The 26,639-nt window shown below is 51.9% G+C and carries 22 protein-coding genes and 1 pseudogene; 13 read left to right on the forward strand and 10 right to left on the reverse strand.

Annotation, left to right across the window (positions count from 1 at the left end; all coding sequences use genetic code 11):
* The first annotated feature begins 76 nt into the window (after window positions 1–76).
* The gene (gene guaB / locus OGX89_RS09200) at window positions 77–1,543 is read left to right on the forward strand and encodes an IMP dehydrogenase (protein WP_003037756.1); all 1,467 of its coding nucleotides are present in this window, start codon (window positions 77–79) and stop codon (window positions 1,541–1,543) included.
* A gap of 63 nt (window positions 1,544–1,606) precedes the next feature.
* Window positions 1,607–3,184, forward strand: a complete 1,578-nt coding sequence (gene guaA, locus OGX89_RS09205; RefSeq protein ID WP_003835152.1) for a glutamine-hydrolyzing GMP synthase — start codon at window positions 1,607–1,609, stop codon at window positions 3,182–3,184.
* 134 nt (window positions 3,185–3,318) lie between these two features.
* Here the strand turns inward: guaA and mscS are convergent, their stop codons facing one another.
* Window positions 3,319–4,197 carry a small-conductance mechanosensitive channel MscS gene (gene mscS, locus OGX89_RS09210; RefSeq protein WP_063941703.1) on the reverse strand — a complete coding sequence of 293 codons (879 nt, stop codon included), beginning with the start codon at window positions 4,195–4,197 and terminating at the stop codon, window positions 3,319–3,321.
* Between the two features lie 357 nt (window positions 4,198–4,554).
* A complete protein-coding gene (locus OGX89_RS09215; RefSeq protein WP_071692595.1) occupies window positions 4,555–4,758 on the reverse strand; it encodes a YfgG family protein in 204 nt (67 codons plus the stop codon).
* 350 nt (window positions 4,759–5,108) lie between these two features.
* On the opposite strand from OGX89_RS09215, the pseudogene OGX89_RS09220 reads away from it, so the two are divergent.
* Window positions 5,109–7,379 (forward strand): annotated as a pseudogene (locus tag OGX89_RS09220) (bifunctional diguanylate cyclase/phosphodiesterase).
* On the opposite strand, the gene ppx reads toward OGX89_RS09220, so the two are convergent.
* From ppx to purM, 4 genes are all read right to left on the reverse strand, one after another.
* Window positions 7,359–8,900, reverse strand: a complete 1,542-nt coding sequence (gene ppx / locus OGX89_RS09225; RefSeq protein ID WP_003835121.1) for an exopolyphosphatase — start codon at window positions 8,898–8,900, stop codon at window positions 7,359–7,361. The pseudogene OGX89_RS09220 and the gene ppx overlap by 21 nt on opposite strands.
* A gap of 4 nt (window positions 8,901–8,904) precedes the next feature.
* Window positions 8,905–10,971 (reverse strand): polyphosphate kinase 1, encoded by a 2,067-nt coding sequence (gene ppk1 / locus OGX89_RS09230; RefSeq protein ID WP_032944192.1) that lies wholly within the window; start codon window positions 10,969–10,971, stop codon window positions 8,905–8,907.
* Window positions 10,972–11,185: 214 nt separating this feature from the next.
* Complete coding sequence (gene purN / locus OGX89_RS09235; RefSeq protein ID WP_003835118.1) at window positions 11,186–11,827, reverse strand: phosphoribosylglycinamide formyltransferase; 642 nt, start codon at window positions 11,825–11,827, stop codon at window positions 11,186–11,188.
* A complete protein-coding gene (gene purM, locus OGX89_RS09240) occupies window positions 11,824–12,861 on the reverse strand; it encodes a phosphoribosylformylglycinamidine cyclo-ligase (RefSeq protein WP_020996702.1) in 1,038 nt (345 codons plus the stop codon). Before purM ends, purN begins: the two co-directional genes overlap by 4 nt.
* 295 nt (window positions 12,862–13,156) lie before the next feature.
* On the opposite strand from purM, the gene OGX89_RS09245 reads away from it, so the two are divergent.
* The 4 genes from OGX89_RS09245 to OGX89_RS09260 all read left to right on the forward strand — a co-directional run bounded on the left by OGX89_RS09245 (window position 13,157) and on the right by OGX89_RS09260 (window position 17,580).
* Window positions 13,157–14,587: a 6-phospho-beta-glucosidase gene (locus OGX89_RS09245; RefSeq protein WP_125112686.1), complete on the forward strand. Its 1,431-nt coding sequence runs from the start codon at window positions 13,157–13,159 to the stop codon at window positions 14,585–14,587.
* Between the two features lie 183 nt (window positions 14,588–14,770).
* Complete coding sequence (upp, locus tag OGX89_RS09250) at window positions 14,771–15,397, forward strand: uracil phosphoribosyltransferase (protein WP_003835110.1); 627 nt, start codon at window positions 14,771–14,773, stop codon at window positions 15,395–15,397.
* Between the two features lie 96 nt (window positions 15,398–15,493).
* A complete protein-coding gene (uraA, locus tag OGX89_RS09255; protein ID WP_125112685.1) occupies window positions 15,494–16,783 on the forward strand; it encodes a uracil permease in 1,290 nt (429 codons plus the stop codon).
* 95 nt (window positions 16,784–16,878) lie between these two features.
* Window positions 16,879–17,580 (forward strand): DnaA inactivator Hda, encoded by a 702-nt coding sequence (locus tag OGX89_RS09260; RefSeq protein WP_211924219.1) that lies wholly within the window; start codon window positions 16,879–16,881, stop codon window positions 17,578–17,580.
* Between the two features lie 35 nt (window positions 17,581–17,615).
* On the opposite strand, the gene arsC is transcribed toward OGX89_RS09260, so the two are convergent.
* Window positions 17,616–17,975, reverse strand: coding sequence for an arsenate reductase (glutaredoxin) (gene arsC / locus OGX89_RS09265; RefSeq protein ID WP_125112684.1), 360 nt, complete (start codon window positions 17,973–17,975; stop codon window positions 17,616–17,618).
* A 123-nt stretch (window positions 17,976–18,098) separates the two neighbouring features.
* Window positions 18,099–19,562 carry a beta-barrel assembly-enhancing protease gene (bepA, locus tag OGX89_RS09270; protein WP_125112683.1) on the reverse strand — a complete coding sequence of 488 codons (1,464 nt, stop codon included), beginning with the start codon at window positions 19,560–19,562 and terminating at the stop codon, window positions 18,099–18,101.
* Window positions 19,563–19,788: 226 nt separating this feature from the next.
* On the opposite strand from bepA, the gene OGX89_RS09275 reads away from it, so the two are divergent.
* The 4 genes from OGX89_RS09275 to iadA all read left to right on the forward strand — a co-directional run bounded on the left by OGX89_RS09275 (window position 19,789) and on the right by iadA (window position 23,317).
* A complete protein-coding gene (locus OGX89_RS09275; RefSeq protein WP_003037941.1) occupies window positions 19,789–20,853 on the forward strand; it encodes an AI-2E family transporter in 1,065 nt (354 codons plus the stop codon).
* Window positions 20,854–21,019: 166 nt separating this feature from the next.
* On the forward strand, window positions 21,020–21,679 hold the full coding sequence (locus OGX89_RS09280) for a nucleoside recognition domain-containing protein (protein WP_063941700.1): 660 nt from the start codon (window positions 21,020–21,022) through the stop codon (window positions 21,677–21,679).
* Between the two features lies 1 nt (window position 21,680).
* Window positions 21,681–22,142, forward strand: coding sequence for a YjiG family protein (locus OGX89_RS09285; RefSeq protein ID WP_003835099.1), 462 nt, complete (start codon window positions 21,681–21,683; stop codon window positions 22,140–22,142).
* An 11-nt stretch (window positions 22,143–22,153) separates the two neighbouring features.
* Complete coding sequence (gene iadA, locus OGX89_RS09290; RefSeq protein ID WP_125112681.1) at window positions 22,154–23,317, forward strand: beta-aspartyl-peptidase; 1,164 nt, start codon at window positions 22,154–22,156, stop codon at window positions 23,315–23,317.
* 105 nt (window positions 23,318–23,422) lie between these two features.
* Here iadA and bcp read toward each other — a convergent pair whose 3' ends face one another.
* Window positions 23,423–23,893: a thioredoxin-dependent thiol peroxidase gene (gene bcp, locus OGX89_RS09295; RefSeq protein ID WP_003835095.1), complete on the reverse strand. Its 471-nt coding sequence runs from the start codon at window positions 23,891–23,893 to the stop codon at window positions 23,423–23,425.
* Complete coding sequence (locus OGX89_RS09300; protein WP_003037954.1) at window positions 23,893–24,465, reverse strand: glycine cleavage system transcriptional repressor; 573 nt, start codon at window positions 24,463–24,465, stop codon at window positions 23,893–23,895. The genes bcp and OGX89_RS09300 overlap by 1 nt, the downstream gene beginning before the upstream one ends.
* A 145-nt stretch (window positions 24,466–24,610) precedes the next feature.
* Between OGX89_RS09300 and dapA the strand changes: the two genes are divergently transcribed.
* Both dapA and bamC read left to right on the forward strand, forming a co-directional pair.
* Window positions 24,611–25,489: a 4-hydroxy-tetrahydrodipicolinate synthase gene (gene dapA, locus OGX89_RS09305; protein ID WP_003037957.1), complete on the forward strand. Its 879-nt coding sequence runs from the start codon at window positions 24,611–24,613 to the stop codon at window positions 25,487–25,489.
* Between the two features lie 16 nt (window positions 25,490–25,505).
* Window positions 25,506–26,540, forward strand: a complete 1,035-nt coding sequence (bamC, locus tag OGX89_RS09310; RefSeq protein ID WP_003835088.1) for an outer membrane protein assembly factor BamC — start codon at window positions 25,506–25,508, stop codon at window positions 26,538–26,540.
* Window positions 26,541–26,639 lie beyond the last annotated feature (99 nt).

The following is a 26,639-nucleotide window of genomic DNA, read 5'->3' on the forward strand; positions in this document are numbered from 1 at the left end:
AAGTGTGGATGCAATCGGTTACGCTCTGTATAATGCCGCGGCAATATTTAATAACCTCCCAGGTGAGATATTGCCCATGCTACGTATCGCAAAAGAAGCCCTGACGTTTGACGACGTCCTCCTCGTTCCCGCTCATTCTACCGTTCTGCCGAATACTGCTGACCTCAGCACCCAGTTGACGAAAACCATTCGCCTGAACATTCCTATGCTCTCCGCAGCAATGGACACCGTGACGGAAGCGCGCCTGGCAATTGCCCTGGCCCAGGAAGGCGGCATCGGTTTTATCCACAAAAACATGTCCATCGAGCGCCAGGCTGAAGAAGTTCGCCGCGTGAAGAAACACGAATCTGGCGTGGTAACTGACCCACAGACCGTACTGCCAACCACTACTCTGCGCGAAGTGAAAGAACTGACCGAGCGTAACGGCTTTGCTGGCTACCCGGTAGTGACTGAAGATAACGAACTGGTCGGCATCATCACCGGCCGTGACGTGCGTTTTGTGACTGACCTGAACCAGCCGGTTAGCGTATATATGACGCCAAAAGAGCGTCTGGTGACCGTTCGTGAAGGCGAAGCGCGCGATGTCGTTTTTGCCAAAATGCACGAAAAACGCGTTGAGAAAGCGCTGGTTGTTGATGACAGCTTCCACCTGCTCGGCATGATCACCGTAAAAGATTTCCAGAAAGCAGAACGTAAACCTAACGCCTGTAAAGACGAGCATGGTCGTCTGCGCGTTGGTGCAGCGGTAGGTGCTGGCGCAGGTAACGAAGAGCGTGTAGACGCGCTGGTTGCCGCTGGCGTAGACGTTCTGCTGATTGACTCCTCTCACGGCCACTCTGAAGGCGTTCTGCAGCGTATTCGTGAAACTCGCGCTAAATATCCTGACCTGCAGATCATCGGCGGTAACGTTGCTACGGGCGCAGGTGCTCGCGCGCTGGCTGAAGCTGGCTGCAGCGCAGTTAAAGTGGGTATCGGCCCTGGCTCCATCTGTACTACCCGTATCGTGACCGGCGTCGGTGTTCCGCAGATCACTGCCGTTTCTGATGCCGTTGAAGCGCTGGAAGGCACCGGTATTCCGGTTATCGCCGACGGCGGTATTCGTTTCTCCGGCGACATCGCTAAAGCGATTGCTGCTGGTGCTGCCGCAGTGATGGTTGGCTCCATGCTGGCGGGTACTGAAGAATCCCCGGGCGAAATCGAACTGTACCAGGGCCGTTCTTACAAATCTTACCGCGGTATGGGTTCTCTGGGCGCGATGTCCAAAGGGTCTTCTGACCGTTACTTCCAGAGCGATAACGCTGCTGACAAACTGGTCCCGGAAGGTATCGAAGGTCGCGTTGCCTATAAAGGTCGCCTGAAAGAGATCATTCACCAGCAGATGGGCGGCCTGCGCTCCTGTATGGGTCTGACCGGCTGTGGTACTATCGACGCGCTGCGAACGAAAGCAGAGTTTGTACGCATCAGCGGTGCGGGTATTCAGGAAAGTCACGTTCACGATGTGACCATCACCAAAGAGTCCCCTAACTACCGCATGGGCTCCTGATAAGTTTCCGCGCCCGGCTATATGCCGGGCGAATTTGTTTCACTTGCCTCGGAATTAGCGTCAATGACAGACAATATTCATAAACATCGCATTCTCATCCTCGATTTCGGCTCGCAGTACACTCAGCTGGTTGCACGTCGCGTACGTGAACTGGGCGTCTACTGTGAACTGTGGGCATGGGATGTTACGGAAGCACAAATTCGCGAATTCAACCCAAGCGGTATCATTCTTTCCGGTGGTCCGGAAAGTACCACCGAAGAAAACAGCCCGCGTGCGCCGGAATACGTTTTCAATGCGGGCGTGCCGGTGTTCGGCGTGTGCTACGGCATGCAGACCATGGCAATGCAGCTCGGTGGTCATGTTGAAGGTTCTAACGAACGTGAATTCGGCTATGCGCAGGTTGAAGTTCAGACCGACAGCGCGCTTGTCCGCGGTATTGAAGACTCCCTGACCGCAGACGGCAAACCGTTGCTGGACGTGTGGATGAGCCACGGCGACAAAGTGACCGCCATTCCGGAAGGTTTCGTGACCGTTGCCAGCACCGACAGCTGCCCGTTCGCTATCATGGCGCACGAAGAAAAACGCTTCTACGGCGTGCAGTTCCACCCGGAAGTTACCCACACCCGTCAGGGTATGCGCATGCTGGAGCGTTTTGTGCGCGACATCTGCCAGTGTGAAGCGCTGTGGACGCCGGCAAAAATTATCGATGACGCCGTTGCCCGCATTCGTGAGCAGGTTGGCAATGATAAAGTTATCCTCGGCCTGTCCGGCGGCGTTGACTCCTCCGTCACCGCGATGCTGCTGCACCGTGCTATCGGCAAAAACCTGACCTGCGTGTTCGTTGACAACGGTCTGCTGCGTCTCAACGAAGCTCAGCAGGTGATGGATATGTTCGGCGACCACTTTGGCCTGAACATCATTCACGTGGAAGGCGAGCAGCGTTTCCTGGACGCGCTGAAAGGCGAGAACGACCCAGAAGCTAAACGTAAAATCATCGGCCGCGTATTCGTGGAAGTATTCGATGAAGAAGCGCTGAAGCTGGAAGACGTTAAGTGGCTGGCGCAGGGCACCATCTACCCGGACGTGATCGAATCCGCGGCATCTGCCACGGGTAAAGCGCACGTTATCAAATCTCACCACAACGTGGGCGGTTTGCCGAAAGAGATGAAGATGGGTCTGGTTGAGCCGCTGCGTGAGCTGTTCAAAGACGAAGTGCGTAAGATTGGTCTGGAGCTGGGCCTGCCGTACGACATGCTGTACCGTCACCCGTTCCCTGGACCGGGTCTGGGCGTACGTGTGCTTGGCGAAGTGAAGAAAGAGTACTGCGACCTGCTGCGTCGCGCGGATGCTATCTTCATTGAAGAGCTGCACAAAGCTGACCTGTACAACAAGGTAAGCCAGGCGTTCACCGTGTTCCTGCCGGTTCGTTCCGTTGGTGTGATGGGCGATGGCCGCAAGTACGACTGGGTTGTTTCCCTGCGTGCGGTAGAAACCATCGACTTTATGACCGCGCACTGGGCGCACCTGCCGTATGACTTCTTAGGCCGCGTCTCTAACCGCATTATCAACGAAGTGAACGGTATTTCCCGCGTGGTGTATGACATCAGCGGTAAGCCGCCAGCTACGATTGAGTGGGAATAATATCCCTTTCCGTTAGCGGTTTTTGAACCGGTAATATGTAAAAAACCCTCTGTTTACAGAGGGTTTTTTTATTGCACGCATTTCAGCAAATACTTCAGTAAATACTTCTGGCGTATGTTCTGTCGGATAGTACGCTAATCGACCAGTTGCAGCTGAGGCTGCTGCTGAGGTGCGACATTCTGAATACGCACATCCATCTGTGGATAGGGCAGGTCAATATGGTTGGCGTCCAGCGCCTCTTTAATGTTTTCCAGCAGATCGTAATAGGTGTTCCAGTACTCGATGTTGGGCACCCATACGCGCACGTAAAAATTCAACGCTGAAGCGCCCAGTTCGCCCAAGCGAACGGTTACCCCACGTTGCTTATCGATACGGCTGTCCTGCTCGATAATGTGATTAATAACTTGCTTAACCTCTGCAATCCGACTCTGATAACCCACGCCAATCACCAGATCGATACGGCGAAAAGGATGACGGGAATAGTTAATGATGTTGTCAGCGATGATCTTACCGTTTGGAATCACCACTTCTTTGCTGTCCGCGGTGAGCAGGGTGGTGGAGAAGATGTGCACTTTTTCTACTGTTCCGGTGACTGCACCAATCTGCACTACTTCCCCTGCGCGAAAAGGCCGCAGGGAAACCAACAGCACGCCAGCGGCAAAGTTGGAAAGCGATCCTTGTAGCGCGAGACCAATAGCCAGTCCGGCGGCGCCGATGACGGCAATAATGGAGGATGTTTCAATGCCGACGCGACCCAACGCAGCGACGACGAAAAAAGCGAGGGTGATGTAACGTACCAGCGCGGTGAAGAACTGAATGATGGTTCTGTCGACTTTACGTTTAAGCAGTAACTTTTCCAGCCCACGAGAGAGCAGGCGAGCGATAAATTTACCGACAAACAATAAGATCACGGCGGCAACGATATTCCAGCCGAATTGAATGACCGCATCACTGTGCCCGGCGACCCACTCAAGACCGCTTCTTATCTTTGGAAATAATAAAAAACCACTCATGGCATTACCCTGTAGTATTTAAAAATGATAACAATTCAAATAACTATTTAATTTTCATGCGAAATATAAATGCTTGCGTCAGTGATATTTGCTGGTGATATTAATTAGCGTTTATTTGAGCACTTTTTGTCTTTTTATGTCCGCTAAACCGGAACGTAAAAATCAGCGCGAATGGTGCGGCGAAGTGGGATGAAAAGATTGTGCATTTGTGCGAAAAATACGGCCGATTATCTGATAATTAAGCGAGAGAGGGGGGTAAAGTTTCATCACTCAAATCCCTTACCGGATGGTTAAATGTCAGGCGATTAGCCATCCGGTAAGGGATCTTAATGCTGGGGGTATCACAGGCGCGAGCGATCAATGTACGTCGATTTGTGCAGAAGATGTCTGTTGCGGCTGAGTGGTCTGCTGAGATTCTTTTTTGTCCTGGTGGTGATGCCACGCACCAATGGCGGAGTAGACGAAGCGTCCGAAGAAGAAGAGAAAGCTGATAAGCAGTACGATCCGGATCATGCGACTGTTAAATCGGTGTCGTTTGCGTAGGCTGGTAACCTGGCTCACAAAAGGTTCCTTGTAGTGTACCCAACTGAGGGCGATACTCACATTAAGGCACACTGAGAGGAAATGGTCAATTCTTCCTTATGTAAAATTGCTTCAGTTGTTTTATCTTCTTATGTTATGGAAATTAATATTATTATTTGCATGAATAATGTATTAACGATAAAAAATAATGAAAAGAGTAATAATTGATGAATGAGGGGCATGTTTTTTGATATGTATCAAGCATCACACTTTGCTGACAACTAAAATCGATGAATCATTGTGATGTATTTTACTTTATCGTTTTAAAGTCAGGTGGGATGCCTGTCTGAATACCCCCTACAGGATGTGCGGGATTCTACTGAGCATCTATGAAACTCAATAAAAATTATATTGGTATTAGAGATAGATGGTGGGCATTACCTCTCATCTTACCTTCTTTGTTGTTGCCTATATTGAGCACTGCCACTACCTATGCCCATATTAGTACGGGGACAGTAATTCTTTTCTACCTGCCGTTAGCGCTGATGATTAGCCTGATGCTTTTTTTTGGCTGGGCGGCATTGCCAGGTATTATCATTTCCATTATCTGGTACAAATATCCGCAGGTCGGGTTATTTGAAACACTTTCAATAATTTCGCACTTTATAGTTACAATCGTGCTTAGCTGGGGAGGATATAAAGTATTTTCTCCCCGACGAAACAACGTTTCCCACGGCGACTCTCATCTGTTGTTTCAGCGTATGTTCTGGCAAGTCTTCTGCCCGGCTACGCTGTTTCTGATACTCTTTCAGTTTGCCGCATTTGTGGGTGTTTATGAAAGCAAATCTGGCATGGTGGGCGTTATGCCCTTCAATACAGGCACATTGATCAACTATCAGTCCATACTCGCAGGGAATCTTGTAGGTGTGCCGCTGTGTTATTTCATCATTCGAACAATTCGCAACCCCTTGCATCTGAGAGGCTATTTTTCTCAGTTAAAACAGCAGTTTGATACCAAAGTGACTAAAACAGAGTTTGCGGTCTGGTTGATTATATTGACTGTGTTAATGGCAATGTTGTGTATGCCGCTCAATGAACAAAGCTCAATATTCAGCACGAATTATACATTGTCACTGTTACTTCCCGTCATGCTGTGGGGGGCAATGCGTTACGGTTATAAATTTATTTCGTTGATATGGGCGGTCGTACTTATTACCGCAATTCATTATTATCAGCGCTATATGCCATGGTATTCGGGTTACGATACGCAGCTTGCCATTACCTCATCAAGTTATCTGGTTTTTTCCTTCATCGTGAATTTCATTGCTGTCCTGGCAACGCGTCAACGTTTTGTTACCCGGCGCAACCATCGCCTGGCCTTCTTTGACCCTATGGTGCATATTCCGAATTTGCGCGCTTTGAACCGGGATTTGAAAAACTCGCCATGGTCAGTGCTTTGCTTTTTGGGGGTTCCGGGCATGGAGCTGCTGGTGAAAAATTACGGCATTATGCTGCGTATCCAGTACAAGCAAAAACTGGCTCAGTGGATAACACCGTTGCTTGAACAGGATGAGCATGTCTATCAATTATCGGGTAATGATCTAATCCTGCGTTTTAACACTGAGCTACACTAGGAACGCATTGAAGCACTGGACAGGCATATCAAGCAGTTTCGTTTTGTCTGGGACGGTATGCCTTTGCAACCGCAGGTTGGGATCAGCTTTTGCTATGTCCGTTCTCCTGTTAACCATATCTATTTGTTGCTGGGAGAGTTAAGTACCATTGCCGAATTATCGCTGGCAACCAATTCACCAGAGAATTTGCAGCGGCGTGGTGTGATGCACCTGCAACGTGACCTGAAAGATAAAGTTGCGATGATGAACCGTATTCAGCAGGCGCTGGAGAACAATCGCTTTTTCCTGAAGGCGCAGCCGATTTTTGGTGTGCGTGGAGACGTTTATCACGAAATCCTGCTGCGGCTTGAGGGGGATGACGGTGAAACTATTGCCCCTGATAGCTTCTTGCCGGTAGCCCATGAGTTTGGTTTGTCCTCCCGTATCGATCTGTGGGTGATTGAAAATACGCTGAAATTTATGGCGCAGAATCGGGAAAAAATGCCCGCCCACCGGTTTGCTATCAACTTATCACCCACCTCAGTATGTCGCGCGAGACTTCCTAATGACATCAATCAGTTACTGAATAAGTACAAGGTTGAAGCATGGCAACTTATCTTTGAAGTGACGGAAAGCAATGCCTTGACCAATGCGGAACAGGCACAGGCAACGTTGCTGCAACTGCAATCACTGGGCTGTCAGATTGCGATTGATGATTTTGGTACTGGATATGCCAGCTATGCGCGGCTGAAAAATGTGAATGCCGATATCCTGAAAATTGACGGTAGCTTTATTCGCAATATTGTTTCGAACAGCCTCGACTACCAAATCGTGGCCTCTATTTGCCATCTGGCGCGGATGAAAAGAATGCTGGTGGTTGCGGAGTACGTCGAAAGCGAGGAAATACGCAGTGCGGTGATTTCGCTGGGGATTGATTACATGCAGGGGTATCTGATTGGTAAGCCACTGCCGTTGAATGAAACTCTGGAAAAGCAGGTGCCAGATGAACTGACACCTGCTGAGATCTTATGCGGCGATATCGGGTGAGCTCTCTTCTTCAATTTTGAGTCGCCAGCCTGTTACGGCTTCCCAGTATTGCTGCTCTTTCTCCAGATCGAGCAGCACCAGCGCATTTTGGCTAAACCAGTCATGCGGGAAGCGTAAGGTCCAGTGGCTGTCGTCGGTTATCAGGGTCAAAGTCGGCGGCGTGGTGGTCGCCTGACGCTGATTATTCAATAGCACGCCCAGGCGCAGCAGCTGAATTAACGGCAGAAACTGTTTCTTCTTAAACAGCGTAAAGCGGGGCAAGTCGTCGAGCTTAATCGCTTTGCGATGATAACGAACTAATGTTGCCATCATCAGCTGTTGTTCCTGATTGAAACCAGGTAGATCGCTGTTTTGTAAGATATACGCAGAGTGGCGATGCAGACCGCTGTGGTTGATGTTCAGCCCAACCTCATGCAGCATTGCTGCCCAACGCAGTAACGCTTCCAGTTGGGGATTGGCCAGCTTTGGCTGCTGCGTATGCCACTGGTCGTACATTTGCATCGTCGTTTCCAGTACGCGCCGGGCCTGTTCGCTGTCAATGTTGTACTGGTTCGCCAGGCTGCTGGCGGTACGGCTACGAACGTCCTGGTGGCGAAAACGGCCTTCCATCTCGTACAGCACGCCTTCACGTAACGCACCATCAGAAAGGCGAAGTTCGCGAATAGCTAACGCGTCAAAAACGCCGCACAGAATCGCGAGTCCGGGTACAAACACTGCTTTTCTTTCTTCTGACAACCCCGGCAAGCTGAGCGCATCAAATGACGCGTGCTTCAACACTTCAGATGTCAGCTTGTCCAGACGTTCGGGGGTGATAAAACCGTCTTTTTCACCCATCTCCAGCAGCACTTCATGGGCTGCTTTAATGGTGCCCGATGCGCCCAGCGCAACGTTCCAGCCCTGAATGCGAAACTGCCAGGTTAAGGTTTCGAGCTTTTGCGCAGCCGCCATGCGGGCACGCTGGAAATTTTCACGGTTAATTACACCGCCTGGGAAATACATCTGAGCAAAACTGACGCAGCCCATGCGGCGGCTTTCGACCAGTTTAGGCTCGAAATCCTCGCCGATCACTAATTCGGTTGAGCCGCCGCCGATATCGATAACCAGCTTGCGACCTTTTTCCGGCTGCGTATGTTCAACGCCCATAAAGATCAATCGGGCTTCTTCGTTGCCGGAAATAATCTCAATTGGGTAGGGGATGACTTTTTCCGCTCGCTTGAGAAAATCAGTCGCATTCAGTGCCTGACGCAAAGTATGGGTTCCCACGATACATACGCTTGATGGAGGAAACCCCTGCAAACGTTCGGCGAACAGTGATAAACAGCTTAGCCCGCGCTCCATGGCCTCTTCGCTCAGCTTGTTATCTTCGCCGAGACCATCCGCCAGATGTACGCGTTGTTTCAGTCGCCCAATAATTTGCATTGCGCCATCAACCACGCGGGCAATGACCATATGGAAACTGTTTGAACCAAGGTCGACCGCAGCAAATTCCTGCGGTCGTGGAGTCTTGTCGTGTATTGGCATATCTTTAGTCAGGTTGCTCGAGTGATTTGATGTAATCGTAAATCGCCAATTGTGACTGAACCTTACGGCGGTTTCCGCGCGGTACGTAGCGATTACTCAGTTCTTTATCAATAAAGCGGGCTTTCACCGTGTCGCTGAACAGGATATCGATAATATCCAGCACGCGTTGCTTAAGGCGCGGGTCAAGAAGCGGTGTGGCAACTTCGATACGATAGTCGATGTTTCTTGTCATCCAGTCAGCGGAGGAGAGATACACCTGCTTGTCACCCCCGTTCTCGAAGATATAGACCCGGTCATGTTCAAGATAGCGATCAACGATGCTGATAACGCGAATATTGTCGCTGATACCTTCCAGATTCGGGATGAGCGAGCACATTCCGCGAATCAACAAATTGACCGGCACGCCTGAACTTGAGGCCGCATAGAGGCGGTCAACCAGACCTTTATCGACCAGGTTATTCAGTTTTAGCGTAATGCCGGAAGGCAGTCCTTGCTGCGCGTTGGCGATTTCTTTGTCGATCATTGCGTACAGCAGACGGCGTGAGTTCTGCGGGGAAACCAGCAGATAATCGAACGTCACCGGGCGATACGGATTCTCGATGAAGTTAAACACCCGACGCACTTCGTTGGTAATGCGCGAATCTGCGGTCAGCAATGAGTAGTCGGTATACAGGCGTGCCGTTTTTTCGTTGAAGTTCCCCGTCCCGATATGCGCATAGCGCACGACTTCATCACCTTCTTTACGCGAGATAAGGAACAGTTTGGCGTGAATTTTCAGGCCTGGCGCGGAGAAGATGACGTGAACGCCTGCTTCGGTTAGACGCTTGGCCCAATGGATGTTGGCTTCTTCATCGAAGCGGGCCTGCAATTCCACCACAACGGTAACTTTCTTACCGTTGTGCGCGGCATGGATCATTGAATCAATAATGCGTGAATCTTTTGCCACACGGTAGATGTTGATCTTTATAGCCAGCACGCTCGGGTCGAAAGAGGCCTGGCGCAGCAGTTCAAGAACGTGCTCAAAGGTGTGATAGGGGTAATACAGCAGCACGTCGCGTTCACGAACGGCGTCAAAGCCGTTACGAAACTTCTCGTTGTCGAACCAGATATGGCGCAGACGCGGCAGCGGTTTGTTCACCAGGTTAGCTTTGCCAACGTTAGGGAAGTTAATAAAGTCTTTGAAGTTATGATAACGCCCGCCGGGAACAATCGAGTCATAGCGAGAAATTGTCAGTTTTTCACGCAGTACTTCGACCAGCGCATTGGGCATGTCTCGCTGATAGACAAAACGTACAGGTTCTGCGGTCAGACGCTGTTTCAGGCTGGATGACATCAGCTCCATCAGGCTCGATTCCATCTCATGCACCAAATCGTATTCGGCGTCACGGGTCATTTTCATCGAATAGGCGTTCAGTGCGTCGTAGTCAAAGAACCCTTTGAAAATGTCGTCAAGGCAGTAACGTAAGATGTTGTCCAGCAGGATCATCGGTTTGCGACGGCGCGGGGTTTCCGGCGGCAGATTCACAAAACGGGGAACCTTGTCGGAAGGGATTTCCAGCAGCGCGTAGCGTATCGTATCACCACGGATAATTTCTACCGCCAGATAGGTGTAGTCATCTTTTAAAAACTGGACTAAATCCGTCTCGCGGTTAATCAGGATCGGCGTGATGTGCTGGCGAAGATATTGCTTGAAGTAATGACGCAACCAGCTTTGCTGATTGACCGACAACTGGCGTTCGTTGATTAAGAAAATCTGATTGCGCGCCATTTCCAACAGCAACTCGTTGTACAGGCCGTCAAATTCCTGATCGGCTTTTAATACGCGGGCCTGGATTTTGCCTAACAAATGGCGGGAGTGAGAGTTTGAACCCTGTTCTTCGCTAATAATGATTCGGCGCTTCAGTTCGGCAAAACGAACCTTATAAAACTCGTCGAGATTATTGGAATAGATGCCTAAGAAACGCATCCGTTCGATCAACGGGTTTGACTTATCAGCAGCTTCCTGGAGTACACGTTCGTTGAACGCTAACCAGCTGAGTTCTTTCTCGATGTATAGCTTTTCCTGACCCATTACCACTTTTACTCCGTTTCATTCACGGGACACTACCGATTTATTATGGCGAGCATTGCTCTCAGATGTCCAACTGTGCCAGAAAAATATGACAATAAACCGTCTGATAGCAAAGAGAAAGGGGGAGCGTAGATGAATACCGGTAGTATTAACCGGAAAAGGTAGTTATGCCTGTAGACCGGATGGTGAGATCCGGCTTACAGGTTGAATTTTATTATTCGTCGGCGGCGTAGCCTTGTGGCGGCAGACGAACGCCGTCCAGCCATGCAGCGTTATCACGCATCTTCAGGCGACCATCGGTAAACCAGCTTACCACCAGTGGGTAAATGGTATGCTCCTGAGCCTGGACTCGTGCCGTGACATCATCTTCGCTGTCGCCTTCAAATACCGGAACCTTGGCCTGGAGAATAACCGGTCCGCCGTCCAGTTCATCGGTGACGAAGTGGACGGAGGTGCCATGTTCTTCATCGCCGTTTTCCAGAACCTGACGGTGCGTGTGCAGGCCGGGATATTTCGGCAATAAAGACGGGTGGATATTCAGCAATCGTTCAGCATAGTGAGCGACAAACGCCGGGCTGAGGATGCGCATATAACCGGCCAGCACCACGACATCGGGTGCATAGGCGTCAATCTCTTGAATCAGTTGGCGGTCGAATGCTTCGCGACTGGCAAACTGGGCGGCTTCCAGCGAGTGCGCCGGAATATTCGCTTCGCGTGCGCGTTCAAGGCCGAACGCATCGGCCTTGTTACTGAATACTGCACGTATGGTGCCATTGATTTTTTTCTGTTCGCAGGCGTCGATTATCGCCTGCAAATTGCTTCCGTTGCCGGAAATGAGCACCACAATGTTTTTCATTCAATGACCACACGCTGTTCGGAATCAGATGCTTTGATGATACCGATTTTCCAGGCGTTTTCACCTTTCTCATTGAGCAAAGCAAGGGCTTTGTCCACTTCCGGAGCTGGCAGGGCGATAACCATACCTACACCGCAGTTAAAGGTGCGATACATCTCATGCTGGCTGACGTTACCCGCCGTTTGCAGCCAGTTGAAGACGGCTGGCCACTGCCATGAAGATTCGTCGATCACTGCCTGCGTGTTGTCCGGCAGAACGCGCGGAATATTTTCCCAGAAGCCGCCGCCGGTCAGGTGGGCAATGGCGTGCACATCAACCTTCTCGATCAGTTCCAGAATGGATTTCACGTAAATGCGGGTAGGGGCCAGTAAGTGATCGGCCAGCGGCTTGCCTTCAAGCTCGGTGGTTTCTGGGTCACAACCGCTGACTTCTACAATTTTACGCACCAGAGAGTAACCGTTGGAGTGCGGGCCGCTGGAGCCGAGCGCAATCAGTACGTCACCGTCAGCCACTTTTGAACCGTCGATAATCTCTGATTTTTCGACGACGCCAACGCAGAAACCTGCCACGTCGTAATCTTCGCCGTGGTACATCCCCGGCATTTCAGCTGTTTCCCCACCGACCAGCGCACAGCCAGACTGCAGGCAGCCTTCGGCAATCCCGTTAATGACGCTGGCTGCGGTGTCCACATCCAGTTTGCCGGTCGCATAGTAGTCGAGGAAGAACAGCGGCTCAGCGCCCTGAACCACGAGGTCGTTGACGCACATTGCGACGAGGTCAATGCCGATAGTGTCGTGGCGTTTCAGATCCATCGCCAGACGCAGTTTTGTACCAACGCCATCAGTGCCGGAAACCAGTACCGGTTCACGATATTTTTGCGGCAATGCGCACAGCGCACCGAAGCCACCCAGACCACCCATAACTTCCGGACGACGCGTTTTCTTTACTACGCCTTTGATTCGATCAACCAGAGCATTACCTGCATCAATATCAACACCGGCATCTTTGTAGCTAAGAGAGGTTTTATCGGTCACTGCCTGCTTCCCCACATGTTTACTTGCAGTAAAAGTTAAATTCGGCGCAATTCTAACAGGGAAAGCAAACGTTTGCGAGCCTGCTCTGCATCAAGTTTTATCTGCTGGTTTTTTCAGCATTTTACAATCATTTATCTATTTGTTTGAGCTGCGCCACGAAAATGAAACCGGGTACAGTCTTGTGCTTGAATCCTGTTAGCCGAATGCACAGTATCGTACTGAAACCGGTTTCTGTTTTCTGTTGCAGACCTCATCAACAGCGTTTTGCGCAGAGTCATCATGATAGGGGAAGGGTATGTCAGGATTTAAAGCAGATTTCATGTGGGGTGGCGCTGTCGCCGCTCATCAACTGGAAGGTGGCTGGCAGGAGGGCGGAAAAGGTATTAGCGTTGCCGATGTCATGACCGCGGGAGCGCATGGTGTGGCGCGTGAGATTACCGACGGTGTGATTGCCGGTAAAAATTACCCTAACCACGAGGCCATCGATTTTTATCATCGCTATAAAGACGACATAAAGCTGTTTGCCGAAATGGGGTTTAAATGTTTTCGCACCTCTATTGCCTGGACGCGTATTTTCCCCTTAGGCGATGAAGAACAACCCAATGAGGCTGGCCTACAGTTCTATGATGACCTGTTTGACGAATGCCTGAAATATGGCATTGAGCCGGTGATTACGTTGTCGCATTTTGAGATGCCTTACCATCTGGTGACAGAGTACGGCGGCTGGCGCAACCGCAAGCTTATCGATTTCTTTGTCCGTTTTGCCAGGGGGGTATTCACTCGTTACCAGCACAAAGTGAAGTACTGGATGACGTTTAATGAGATTAACAACCAGGCAAATTATCACGAAGATTTCGCGCCCTTTACTAACTCAGGTCTGAAATACCAGCCCGGCGAAGACCGCGAGCCGGTCATGTACCAGGCGGCGCACTATGAGCTGGTGGCAAGCGCGCTGGCGGTAAAGGTCGCGCGTGAGATTAACCCGGAATTACAGATAGGGTGCATGATTGCCATGTGTCCAATCTATCCGCTGACCTGCGCGCCAGACGATATGATGATGGCGATGAATGCCATGCACCGGCGTTACTGGTTTACCGACGTCCATGTGCGCGGCAAATACCCGCAGCATCTTCTCAACTACTTTGCCCGTCGTGGCTTTGAACTGGATATCACCGAGGAAGACCGTCAGGCGCTGACCGAGGGCTGCGTTGATTACATCGGCTTTAGCTATTATATGTCTTTCGCAACCCAGGCTACGGCCGACAACCCGCAACTGGATTACGATGAGTCGAAAAGCCTGGTTTCCAATCCGTACGTGCAGAAATCGGACTGGGGCTGGCAGATTGATCCGGTTGGCCTGCGCTATTCACTAAACTGGTTCTGGGATCATTATCAGTTGCCGCTATTCATTGTGGAGAATGGATTTGGCGCCATCGACGTGCGCGAGGACGATGGTACAGTTAACGACCAGTATCGTATCGACTACCTTGCCGCCCACATACGTGAGATGAAAAAAGCGGTGGTGGAAGATGGCGTGGATCTGATGGGATATACCCCGTGGGGCTGCATTGATTTAGTCTCGGCCGGGACGGGAGAGATGAAAAAACGCTACGGGTTTATCTATGTCGATAAAAATAATGATGGTAGCGGGACATTAACGCGCTCACCTAAAAAATCTTTTTCATGGTATCAAAACGTTATCCAGACCAATGCTGAATATCTTTAAAATTCATAGCATTGACAGCTAGTCCCGCCATCAGTGCGGGGCTTGTTTTATACTCATCATTCAGACGCAAATGACTTTGGTTGATCCATATCAAGCGTATGCAGTGTTGCGCCAGAGAGGAAAAGCGGTATAATCCGGCGATTTTTTTTGTGGTTGCCATTCGTCTGAGGAAAGGAGAAGAGTATGAAGATCGTGGAAGTCAAACACCCACTCGTCAAACACAAGCTGGGACTGATGCGTGAAAACGACATCAGCACTAAACGCTTTCGTGAACTCGCCTCGGAAGTTGGCAGCCTGCTGACTTATGAAGCAACCGCTGGTCTGGAAACCGAAAAGGTGACCATTGAAGGCTGGAACGGTCCAGTTGAAGTTGACCAAATCAAAGGCAAAAAAATCACCGTTGTGCCTATCCTGCGTGCGGGCCTGGGCATGATGGAAGGCGTTCTGGAAAACGTTCCGAGCGCGCGTATCAGCGTTGTTGGTATGTACCGTAACGAAGAGACGCTGGAGCCGGTTCCGTATTTCCAGAAGCTGGTTTCTAACATCGATGAGCGTATGGCGCTGATCGTTGACCCAATGCTGGCAACCGGCGGCTCTGTTATCGCCACTATCGATCTGCTGAAAAATGCAGGCTGCACCAGCATTAAAGTGCTGGTCCTGGTTGCGGCACCGGAAGGTATCGCGGCACTGGAAAAAGCGCACCCGGATGTGGAGCTGTACACCGCCTCCATCGATCAGGGACTGAACGAGCACGGATACATTATTCCGGGGCTCGGCGATGCCGGCGATAAGATTTTTGGTACTAAGTAAACGAATAAGTGAAAAGAAGCCGACTTTAAGAGTCGGCTTTTTTTTGAATAAAACAACCCAATGGCTAATAACAAACAACACTCAGAGGAAAACACTATGACGCGCCGTGCTATCGGGGTGAGTGAAAGACCGCCGCTTTTACAGACAATCCCGCTTAGTTTGCAGCACCTGTTCGCCATGTTTGGCGCAACGGTGCTGGTGCCAGTCCTGTTCCACATCAACCCAGCTACAGTTCTGCTGTTTAACGGCATTGGTACGTTGCTGTATCTCTTTATTTGTAAGGGTAAAATTCCCGCATATCTGGGTTCCAGCTTTGCCTTTATTTCCCCGGTACTGCTGCTGCTGCCGTTAGGGTATGAAGTGGCGCTGGGCGGTTTCATTATGTGTGGCGTCCTGTTCTGCCTGGTTTCTTTCATTGTTAAGAAGGCAGGAACCGGCTGGCTGGATGTCATGTTCCCGCCTGCGGCGATGGGCGCAATCGTTGCCGTCATCGGTCTGGAGCTGGCTGGCGTTGCTGCGGGTATGGCGGGGTTACTGCCTGCTGAGGGGCAATTACCGGATTCAAAAACCATCATCATTTCTATGGTAACGCTGGCGGTAACGGTCTTGGGTTCCGTATTGTTCCGCGGTTTTATGGCGATTATCCCGATTCTGATCGGGGTGCTGGCCGGTTATGCGCTCTCCTTCGTGATGGGCGTTGTGGACACTACGCCGATTGCGCAGGCCCACTGGTTCGCGCTGCCGACGTTTTACACGCCGCGTTTTGAATGGGTTGCCATTCTGACCATCCTGCCAGCAGCGCTGGTGGTCATCGCTGAACACGTCGGGCACCTGGTGGTAACGGCAAATATCGTGAAAAAAGATTTGATTCGCGATCCTGGCCTGCATCGTTCTATGTTTGCCAACGGTCTGTCTACGGTAATCTCTGGTTTCTTCGGCTCTACGCCGAACACCACGTACGGCGAAAACATCGGCGTAATGGCGATCACCCGCGTTTACAGTACCTGGGTTATCGGCGGTGCGGCAATTTTCGCCATTCTGCTCTCCTGCGTGGGTAAACTGGCTGCAGCGATCCAAATCATTCCACTGCCGGTTATGGGCGGCGTATCGCTGCTGCTGTACGGTGTGATTGGTGCTTCTGGTATTCGCGTACTGATCGAGTCGAAGGTTGACTATAACAAGGCGCAGAACCTGATCCTGACCTCGGTTATTTTGATTATCGGCGTAAGTGGCGCGAAAGTTCACATCGGTGCCGCAGAGCTGAAAGGCATGGCGCTGGCGACCATCGTTGGTGTCTGTCTGAGCCTGATTTTCAAAGTTATCAGCCTGCTGCGTCCGGAAGAAGTCGTGCTTGACGCGAAAGATGCAGACAGTCCGCAACAGTAAATCTCTGACCGGGCGGCAGCGCTGCCCGGTTCTATCGCGACGTATTTCTGTGTTAAACTCAACGCGATTTTATGAAATCCTGGGTTGAGGTATCTCTGAACACACCGGCACAGCTCTCTTTGCCACTTTATCTTCCTGACGACGAAACTTTCGCAAGTTTCTGGCCGGGGGATAACTCCTCTTTACTGGCTGCACTGCAAAACGTGCTGCGTCAGGAACATAGCGGGTATATTTATCTCTGGTCGCGTGAAGGCGCTGGCCGTAGTCATTTGCTGCATGCAGCCTGTGCGGAACTCTCCGCGCGCGGCGATGCGGTAGGCTACGTGCCGCTCGACAAACGCACCTGGTTCGTCCCCGAGGTGCTCGACGGGATGGAGCATTTATCGCTGGTATGCATCGATAACATCGAATGTGTGGCTGGTGATTCGCTGTGGGAAATGGCGATCTTTGATCTCTACAACCGTATCCTGGAATCGGGGAAAACGCGCCTGCTGATCACCGGCGATCGTCCACCAAGACAGCTGAATCTGGGGTTGCCGGATCTCGCCTCACGCCTGGACTGGGGGCAAATATACAAGCTGCAACCACTTTCCGATGAAGATAAGCTGCAGGCGTTGCAATTACGCGCCAGACTTCGTGGATTTGAACTGCCGGAAGATGTGGGACGTTTTCTGCTAAAGCGTCTGGATCGAGAAATGCGTACGCTGTTTATGACGCTGGATCAGCTTGATCATGCTTCGATCACCGCCCAACGTAAGCTGACCATTCCGTTCGTAAAAGAAATTCTGAAGCTGTAAGCGCCGCAGCCGGGAAGACTGCGGCAGGTTGCAGGTTAACCGACGATTTCCAGTACCTGCTCAGGCGGGCGTCCAATTCGAGCCTGACCTTTGGCAACCACAATCGGGCGCTCCATCAGTTTCGGGTTTTCCACCATTGCCTGAATCAGCGCGTCTTCACTCAGATTTTTGTCCGCCAGGTTAAGCGATTTATAAAGATCCTCTTTCTGGCGCATCAGTTCACGCGCGCTGGACATGCCGAGCATTTGCAGCAGTTCACGCAGGGTTGCTGCATCAGCCGGCGCTTCCAGATACAACACCACTTCCGGGTCCACGCCGTTGGACTTCAGTAATTCCAGCGTTTCACGGCTCTTGGAGCAACGTGGGTTATGGTAGATTTTAATCGCGTCTGACATGACTTCTCCTTGCATAACAATACTGCCGGATGGCGGCCAAAAGACCTTATCCGGCCTACATATTGCGTCTGACGTAGGCCGGATAAGACGCTACAGCGTCGCCATCCGGCAAAGGTTCGATAATTACATCTTCGTGTACGGTTTAAAGCGTTCTTGCAGCTGGCGTAGCTGGTCAATACGGGCATCGTATCTGGCCTGCTGCTGGCTACCCAGTTTCACCTGAGAACTTGCGCTGCTGAGCATCGAAATAGCCTGATCCAGACGTCCCGCGAGGGCATACCCCTCCGCACGCGCCGCCAGCTCCTGATCGCGGTTGCCCAGGTTGGCTTCCGCTTGCGCTAACAGATCCCAGCCGTTAGGGTCATCTTTATGGTTAAACGTATAGCGATTCAGGATGGTCGCCGCCTCTTTGGCTTGTCCACCCTGTAAATAGGCATTCGCCAGGTTGAGCTGCAGAACCGGGTTAGTGCGCAGGTCGCGGGCGTTTTTCAGGCGGTTAATGGCATCACTGGTTTTCTTCTGGCCGAGATCGATATCCGTTGCCAGGTCGAGATACCAGGCATTGTTAGGATCTGCCGCCAGCAGCGGTTGCAGCGCTTTACGCGCCTCGTCATATTTACTGGCTTCCATCGCCTGCAATGCCCGGCCATACTGCGCCGCACGTTGCTCACGTACGTTGCCTTTCGACCAGTTACTCAGCAGGTCATCGGTCAACTGGTTACGACCAGAGTTGTACATGCCCAAGGTTCGTGCCTTAGCCAGATAAAAATCTTCTGACGACTGGACGACCACCGGGCGCATCTGGTTGGCGCGGTTACGGGCATCAGACAGACGGCTTTCCGGCAGGGGGTGAGTCAGCAAAATTTCCGGTGGACGCGAAGAGTAACGAGCCTGATCGAGCAGTTTTTCCAGGAACGTTGGCATGGCCTGGGGATCGAATCCCGAGCGTTGCAGCACCTGAATACCGATGCGGTCCGCTTCCTGTTCATTTTGCTGCGTAAAACTAATCATCCCCTGACGTGTACCCGCCAGCGTACCGGTCAGCGCCGCCATACCCGCCTGCGGGCTGGCCATCGCCAATAAAATTGAACCTAATGCGCCAACCCACGTTAGTGGCGCGCTGCGTTTCTGATCTTCCATGGCACGCGCCAGGTGACGCTGCGTAACGTGGGAAATTTCGTGCGCCATAACCGATGCCAGCTGGCTTTCGTTGTCGGAATAGCGAAATAGTGCAGAGTGCAGGACAACGTTGCCGCCAAAGAAAGCAAAGGCGTTGATTTCATCGTTGTTAATCAAAAAGAAGGTGAAGGGCGTTTTAACCGAGTCGGCGTGCGAGACCAGACGCATCCCCAGCGCATTAATGTATTGGGTGAGCAATGGATCGTTAATTAATGGCGCACTGCCGCGCAGTTGGCGTACGTAATAATCGCCCATCTGCATTTCCTGTCCTATGGAAAGCGTACTGCCTGCCGACGTTCCCATATCAGGCAGGGTGTCCGCAGTATCAGCAAATGCGGGCGCAACCTGACCGATAGTCAGTGCGGCAATGAGGGTAGCAACCAGGTTTTTTTTCAACTGCCTGAACATAACCTCTGTCCTGTATTCTTTTTTGAGATAGCCATTTGACCGATGCTGTGAAGTATCGTTCACACTCCGCAAGCTTACGGAGTGTAACTGCGAAACCTGACGATGAACACCCAGGAAAAATGTCTTTTCACTTTGCGTAATCAGCCATAAAAAGCGAAGTCTTTTTTGTGACATTTCGATACAATTCGGGATCGCAATCCCGCTATTGGGTTCATGGAAGGGTTTTATGCTCGAAATGTTGATGCAATGGTATCGTCGCCGCTTTAGCGACCCCGAAGCCATCGCCCTGCTGATTATTCTTGTTGCCGGTTTTGGCATCCTGTTTTTCTTTAGCGGCCTTTTGGCGCCGCTGCTGGTCGCCATTGTGCTGGCGTACCTGCTTGAATGGCCGACAGTGCGGCTGGAACATATTGGTTGTTCACGACGTTGGGCGACATCGATTGTGCTGGTGGTGTTTGTCGGTATTTTACTACTGATGGCCTTTGTGGTGATGCCCGTTGCGTGGCAGCAGGGAATTTACCTGATCCGCGACATGCCCGGCATGCTCAATAAATTGTCTGATTTTGCCGCCACCTTGCCACGACGTTACCCGGCGCTGATGGATGCAGGCATCATTGATGCGATGGCGGAAAATATGCGCTCGCGAATGCTCACCATGGGCGATTCGGTGGTGAAATATTCGTTAGCCTCACTGGTTGGATTGCTGACCCTGGCGGTCTATCTTGTTCTTGTCCCATTGATGGTGTTCTTCCTGATCAAAGATAAAGGACAGATGCTGAACGCTGTGCGCCGGGTGCTGCCGCGTAACCGCGGGCTGGCGGGGCAGGTATGGAAAGAGATGAATCAGCAAATCACCAACTATATCCGCGGAAAGGTGCTGGAAATGGTGGTGGTCGGCGTAGCGACCTGGCTCGGCTTCCTGCTGTTTGGTCTCAACTATTCGCTGCTGCTGGCGGTGCTGGTCGGGTTCTCTGTGCTGATCCCGTATATCGGCGCTTTTGTGGTGACGATTCCGGTGGTTGGCGTGGCGCTGTTCCAGTTTGGCCTTGGCACTGAGTTCTGGAGCTGTTTTGCCGTGTACCTGATAATCCAGGCGCTGGACGGCAATTTGCTGGTTCCCGTGCTGTTCTCCGAGGCGGTCAATCTGCATCCACTGGTCATTATTCTCTCCGTGGTGATTTTCGGCGGTTTGTGGGGATTCTGGGGCGTATTCTTTGCGATTCCTCTGGCGACGTTAATCAAAGCGGTAATGCATGCCTGGCCGGATGGTCAGGTCGTTGACGAACCCTAATCTGCAAGATCCGGCGATATCATGTCGCCGGATCTGAACTTGTCTGACCTCTATCCACTCTTTCTGAATAATCTCCTCTGGTGTCGTTTTTCTCCGCGTTTGTCTTTAACTTGACCATCGTGATGTCTTTTAGTCACACAAGGATTAAGGCCAACAGGAGAACAAAATGGATCACAGCACACACACGCAGCAAAAGGTGGGATGGGGCGGTTATCTCGCTTTTTTTATTACGATTATTCTTTTTTCCGGCATGTTTGCGAAAAGTACCGAATGGTGGCGGGTCTTTGACTTCACCGTCCTCAACGGTGCGTTTGGGCAGATTAATGCTGCGGGCGGCACGGCGGTCTCTTTTCGTGGCACAGGGGGGATGGGGGCCAAAGACGGTTTCTTATTCGCGCTTGAGCTGGCACCTTCCGTCATTCTTTCGCTTGGGATTATTTCTGTCACCGAAGGGTTGGGTGGGTTGCGCGCGGCACAACAGCTGATGACGCCGGTCCTGCGTCCGTTACTGGGCATTCCGGGTATTTGTTCGCTGGCGTTGATTGCGAATTTGCAAAATACCGATGCCGCGGCCGGGATGACCAAAGAAATGGCGGAAGAGGGCATTATCACAGAGCAGGAACGCGCTATTTTTGCCTGCTGGCAAACCAGCGGCAGCGCGTGCATTACCAACTATTTTTCTTCTGGCGCAGCGCTGTTTACGATGGTGACCGTTCCGGTGATTACGCCGCTGGCGGTGATCCTTGTCTTCAAATTTGTGGGCGCGAACCTGTTGCGTGTATGGATCGCGCAGCTGGAAAATCGCCGTATGCAGCAGGAGGCGTGAGATGACAACACAGGTACGTAAAAACGTCATGGATATGTTTATCGATGGCGCACGGCGCGGGTTTACCATTGCAACAACCAGTCTGTTGCCTAACGTGGTGATGGCGTTTGTGATTATTCAGGCGCTGAAGGTGACAGGGCTGCTCGAGGTTGTCGGGCGGGTATGCGAGCCGGTAATGGCGCTGTGGGGGCTGCCGGGGGAATCTGCCACTGTGCTGCTGGCAGCGGTGATGAGTATGGGAGGCGGCGTCGGCGTGTGCGCCAGCCTGGTTGTCGCCGGTACGCTTTCGGGACATGATGCCACGGTGTTGTTACCGGCTATCTACCTGATGGGAAATCCGGTGCAAAATGTGGGCCGTTGTCTGGGGACCGCGGGGGTTCATCCTCGTTATTACCCGCTAATTATTGCGGTATGCGTCATTAATGCGCTGCTCTCTATTTGGGTTATGCAGGTTATTGCCTGACAAGGAAGGTTATGAACTGTTCAATTCTTGATTTGACGTTGTTCCAGCAGGGACACGTGTATGCGCCGGAAGATTTAGGGCGACAGGATATACTGGTCTCCGGCAGCAAAATTGTTGCCATCGCCCCGTCAATTTCTCCTGAAGACTTTCCCGGTTGCGAGTGTATCAATCTTGACGGCGCGATTGTATGCCCAGGATTTATCGATCAACACGTCCATCTTATTGGCGGCGGTGGGGAGGCGGGGCCGCATACCCGCACCCCGGAAGTGCGCTTGTCACGGCTGGTTGAAGCTGGCGTCACGTCGGTGGTGGGTTTGCTGGGTACCGATGGCATTACCCGTCACCCGGAATCGCTGCTGGCAAAAACCCTCGCGCTGGAGTTTGAAGGCATCAGCGCATGGATGCTGACCGGGGCGTATTCTCTGCCTTCCCCGACGATCACCGGCAGTATCGATCGCGATGTGGCGCTGATTGATAAAGTTATTGGTGTGAAATGTGCGGTTTCGGACCATCGTTCTTCAGCCCCGGAGACCTCGGCGCTGGCAAATATGGCGGCGCAGTCGCGTGTCGGCGGATTGTTAGGGCGCAAACCGGGGATCAGCGTTTTCCATATGGGCGACAGCCCGCACATGCTGGAACCGTTGTACCAGATCCTTGAATGTTGCGATGTGCCGATTACTAAACTGTTGCCGACACACGTTAACCGTGCGGAACCGTTGTTCCAGGCGGCGCTGGAGTATGCCCGTAAAGGCGGTTATATCGACATTACCAGCAGCATTGATGAGCCCGTCGACCCGGCCACGGCTATCGCCACGGCGCTACGCCAGAACGTGCCGCTGTCGCGCATTACCCTTAGCTCGGATGGCAACGGCAGCCAGCCGGAATTTGATGAGCTTGGCAATCTCACCGGCATCGGTGTCGCGGGGTTTGAATCACTGGCCGAGACGGTGCGCCAGTTGGTGAAGATTCATGCCATACCGCTGGAACAGGCGCTGTGTCCGCTGACGCGTACGGTCGCAGAATTTTTGGCACTGGAGCATAAAGGGCGTCTGGCGGTGGGATGCGATGCGGACATTCTGGTGCTCAACGACGCGCTGGAAGTTCATCACCTGTGGGCGAAGGGAAAAGCCGTGGTGAAAGAGCAGAAAGCGTGCGTGAAAGGGACGTTTGAGTAACCGGGCGGTCATCTGCCGGATGGCGACGCTAACGCCTTATCCGGCCTACAAATGCACGCACGTATGCCGGATAAGGCGTTCACACCGCCATCCGGCATTTCACGGTCAGGCGTTCTCTTTCAGCCAGTTCATTACCACGTCGTGGTGGTTGCTGGTTTTGAAGTCATCAAACACATGCTCAATTTTCCCTTCGGCATCAATCAGGAAGCTGATGCGGTGGATGCCATCGTAGGTTTTGCCCATAAATGACTTCTCACCCCAGACGCCGAACTGCTCGCAAACCTGATGATCTTCATCGGACAGGAGCGTGAAATTCAGGACTTCTTTCTCCGCGAATCGGGAAAGCTTCTCTGGTTTGTCAGTGCTGATCCCCAGCACTTCAACACCCGCTTTTTTTAACTCATCCATGTTATCGCGCAGGCCGCAGGCCTGTACGGTACAGCCGGGTGTCATGGCTTTCGGGTAAAAATAAACCAGAACACGCTGTCCCTGGAAGTCGGTTAAATTTACTTGTTCTCCGTCTTGATCCGGCAAGCTAAATTTCGGTGCGATATCACCGGCTTTCAGTGGGTTCATTACTTAACTCCATCCTGTTCATCATGCTGTGAGTAATTGACGACGTTAATACTGCCTTGCGCATTGAGTTCTGTACAGAGTGCTTTAAACGCATCTTCAATATTTGCCGAATCATGTGACGCAGGACTATGTGCGGTAATTTGAATAAACAACTGCGCCGCCTTTCCATTCTCTGCCGGTTGCGTGCGTGAAACCAGTTCCGCAATATTCATTTGGTGGCTGTCAAACAGAGCGGTGAAGCGTTCAATCAAATGGGGAGAATCAGGGACATCGACCTGCACCCATACCGTAGCAGGCATTGCCGGACGGGGGCGCGCGGTCGTGCGCTTCATCACAATGAGTAAATCCAGCTCTGCGCCTTTTAATGGCAGGGTTGATTCAATCAGGGTGATGGCATTCCAGGTTCCCGACAGCAACATGATAAACGTGAACTCATCACCCAGCATGGCCAGTCGGCTGTCTTCGATATTACAGCCGCAACTGCTGACATGACGCGTGATGGTGTTCACAATTCCTGGGCGATCGGCACCCAGCGCAGTAATGACCAGATAGTGTTGCGATGACGATGTCAAACCTGTTCTTCCTTTGAGCGGTGAGGTAATCATAAGGAAAGCATAAAAAAAACATGCATACAACAATCAGAACGGCTCTGGTCGCTTGCTTTTATTGTCGTACCAAACGTACCATTGAGACACTTGTTTGCACAGAGGATGGCCCATGTTCACGGGAAGTATTGTCGCGCTTGTTACGCCGATGGATGAGAAAGGTAAAGTCTGCCGGTCGAGCCTGAAAAAACTGATTGATTATCATGTCGCCAGCGGCACCTCGGCGATCGTTTCTGTTGGCACCACCGGTGAGTCCGCCACCCTGAGTCATGATGAACATGGCGATGTGGTGATGATGACGCTGGAACTGGCTGACGGGCGTATTCCGGTGATTGCCGGAACCGGCGCCAATGCGACCGCGGAAGCCATTAGTCTGACGCAGCGTTTCAACGACAGCGGTGTTGTCGGCTGCCTGACGGTGACGCCTTACTACAACCGCCCAACCCAGGAAGGTTTGTTCCAGCATTTCAAAGCCATTGCTGAGCATACTGACCTGCCGCAAATTCTGTATAATGTGCCGTCCCGTACTGGCTGCGATATGCTGCCGGAAACCGTTGGTCGTCTGGCGAAAGTTAAAAATATTATCGCTATTAAAGAGGCCACGGGGAACTTAAGTCGCGTTCACCAGATCAAAGAGCTGGTTTCGGACGACTTTATTCTGCTCAGCGGTGATGACGCGACCGGACTGGATTTTATGCAGCTCGGTGGTCATGGCGTGATTTCCGTAACGTCTAACGTTGCGGCACGTGATATGGCTGAAATGTGCAAACTGGCGGCAGCCGGGCAATTTGCCGAGGCGCGGGTGATTAACCAACGTCTGATGCCGTTACACAACAAACTATTTGTCGAACCCAACCCTATTCCCGTGAAATGGGCGTGTAAGGAGTTGGGACTTGTGGCGACCGATACGCTACGTCTGCCGATGACGCCAATCACGGACAATGCTCGTGAAATCGTCAAAGCGGCGCTTAAGCATGCCGGTTTGCTGTAAAGTTTAGGGAGATTTGATGGCTTACTCAGTACAAAAGTCGCGCCTGGCCAAGGTTGCGGGTGTTTCGCTTGTTATGTTGCTCGCGGCCTGTAGCTCTGACTCGCGCTATAAGCGCCAGGTGAGCGGTGATGAATCCTATCTGGAGGCCGCACCGCTTGCTGAGCTTCATGCTCCAGCTGGGATGATTTTGCCGGTTATGTCGGGCGACTATAATATCCCGGTAACCAACGGCAGTGGTGCCGTGGGTAAAGCGCTGGATATTCGTCCACCGGCTCAGCCGTTAGCATTAGTCACCGGTGCTCGCACACAGATCGCGGGTGATACGTCGACATTACTGGTGGAAAACGGTCGTGGCAACACACTGTGGCCGCAGGTCGTTAGCGTCATTCAGTCTAAAAACTACACGATCACCAAACGTGATGATGCCAGCCAGACGTTGACCACCGACTGGGTTGACTGGAACCGTCTGGATGAAGACGAGCAGTACCGTGGACGTTATCAAATCTCGGTTAAACCGCAGGGCTATCAGCAAGCGGTAACGGTGAAACTGGTTAACCTCGAGCAGGCGGGTAAACCCGTAGCCGATGCGGCATCAATGCAGCGCTACAGCGCTGAAATGATGAACGTTATCTCTGCTGGTCTGGATAAGAACGCCACAGACGCCGCGAATGCCGCGCAGAACCGCTCTGCAGCCACCATGGATGTTCAGAGCGCCGCCGATGACACCGGTTTACCAATGCTGGTGGTACGCGGGCCGTTCAACGTGGTGTGGCAGCGTCTGCCGGCAGCGCTTGAGAAAGTGGGGATGAAGGTAACCGACAGCACCCGTTCTCAGGGCAGCATCGCGGTGACCTACAAACCACTGTCCGATAGCAACTGGCAGGAGTTGGGTGCAAGCGACCCGGGTCTGGTATCCGGCGACTATAAACTGCAGGTCGGTGATTTAGACAACCGCAGTAGCTTGCAGTTTATCGATCCGAAGGGGCATACCCTGACGCAAAGCCAGAACGACGCGCTGGTCGCCGTCTTCCAGGCAGCGTTCAGTAAGTAAAAATAAAGGGCTGGATAACTCCAGCCCTTTTTTTCTGATATGATACGCAAACGTGTGCGTCGGCAGAAAAACGCAATATTTATCGTTAATTCACACCCA

It is taken from the genome of Citrobacter sp. Cpo103, from assembly GCF_030332605.1.
In the GTDB taxonomy this organism is placed as follows: Bacteria; Pseudomonadota; Gammaproteobacteria; order Enterobacterales; family Enterobacteriaceae; genus Citrobacter; species Citrobacter portucalensis.

Coding starts and splice junctions, on each gene's coding strand:
- guaB (WP_003037756.1), top strand. CDS start 77: ATGCTACGTATCGCAAAAGAAGCCCTGACGTTTGACGACGTCCTCCTC.
- guaA (WP_003835152.1), top strand. CDS start 1,607: ATGACAGACAATATTCATAAACATCGCATTCTCATCCTCGATTTCGGC.
- mscS (WP_063941703.1), bottom strand. CDS start 4,197: ATGAGTGGTTTTTTATTATTTCCAAAGATAAGAAGCGGTCTTGAGTGG.
- ppx (WP_003835121.1), bottom strand. CDS start 8,900: ATGCCAATACACGACAAGACTCCACGACCGCAGGAATTTGCTGCGGTC.
- ppk1 (WP_032944192.1), bottom strand. CDS start 10,971: ATGGGTCAGGAAAAGCTATACATCGAGAAAGAACTCAGCTGGTTAGCG.
- purN (WP_003835118.1), bottom strand. CDS start 11,827: ATGAAAAACATTGTGGTGCTCATTTCCGGCAACGGAAGCAATTTGCAG.
- OGX89_RS09245 (WP_125112686.1), top strand. CDS start 13,157: ATGTCAGGATTTAAAGCAGATTTCATGTGGGGTGGCGCTGTCGCCGCT.
- upp (WP_003835110.1), top strand. CDS start 14,771: ATGAAGATCGTGGAAGTCAAACACCCACTCGTCAAACACAAGCTGGGA.
- uraA (WP_125112685.1), top strand. CDS start 15,494: ATGACGCGCCGTGCTATCGGGGTGAGTGAAAGACCGCCGCTTTTACAG.
- arsC (WP_125112684.1), bottom strand. CDS start 17,975: ATGTCAGACGCGATTAAAATCTACCATAACCCACGTTGCTCCAAGAGC.
- bepA (WP_125112683.1), bottom strand. CDS start 19,562: ATGTTCAGGCAGTTGAAAAAAAACCTGGTTGCTACCCTCATTGCCGCA.
- OGX89_RS09275 (WP_003037941.1), top strand. CDS start 19,789: ATGCTCGAAATGTTGATGCAATGGTATCGTCGCCGCTTTAGCGACCCC.
- OGX89_RS09280 (WP_063941700.1), top strand. CDS start 21,020: ATGGATCACAGCACACACACGCAGCAAAAGGTGGGATGGGGCGGTTAT.
- OGX89_RS09285 (WP_003835099.1), top strand. CDS start 21,681: ATGACAACACAGGTACGTAAAAACGTCATGGATATGTTTATCGATGGC.
- iadA (WP_125112681.1), top strand. CDS start 22,154: ATGAACTGTTCAATTCTTGATTTGACGTTGTTCCAGCAGGGACACGTG.
- bcp (WP_003835095.1), bottom strand. CDS start 23,893: ATGAACCCACTGAAAGCCGGTGATATCGCACCGAAATTTAGCTTGCCG.
- dapA (WP_003037957.1), top strand. CDS start 24,611: ATGTTCACGGGAAGTATTGTCGCGCTTGTTACGCCGATGGATGAGAAA.
- bamC (WP_003835088.1), top strand. CDS start 25,506: ATGGCTTACTCAGTACAAAAGTCGCGCCTGGCCAAGGTTGCGGGTGTT.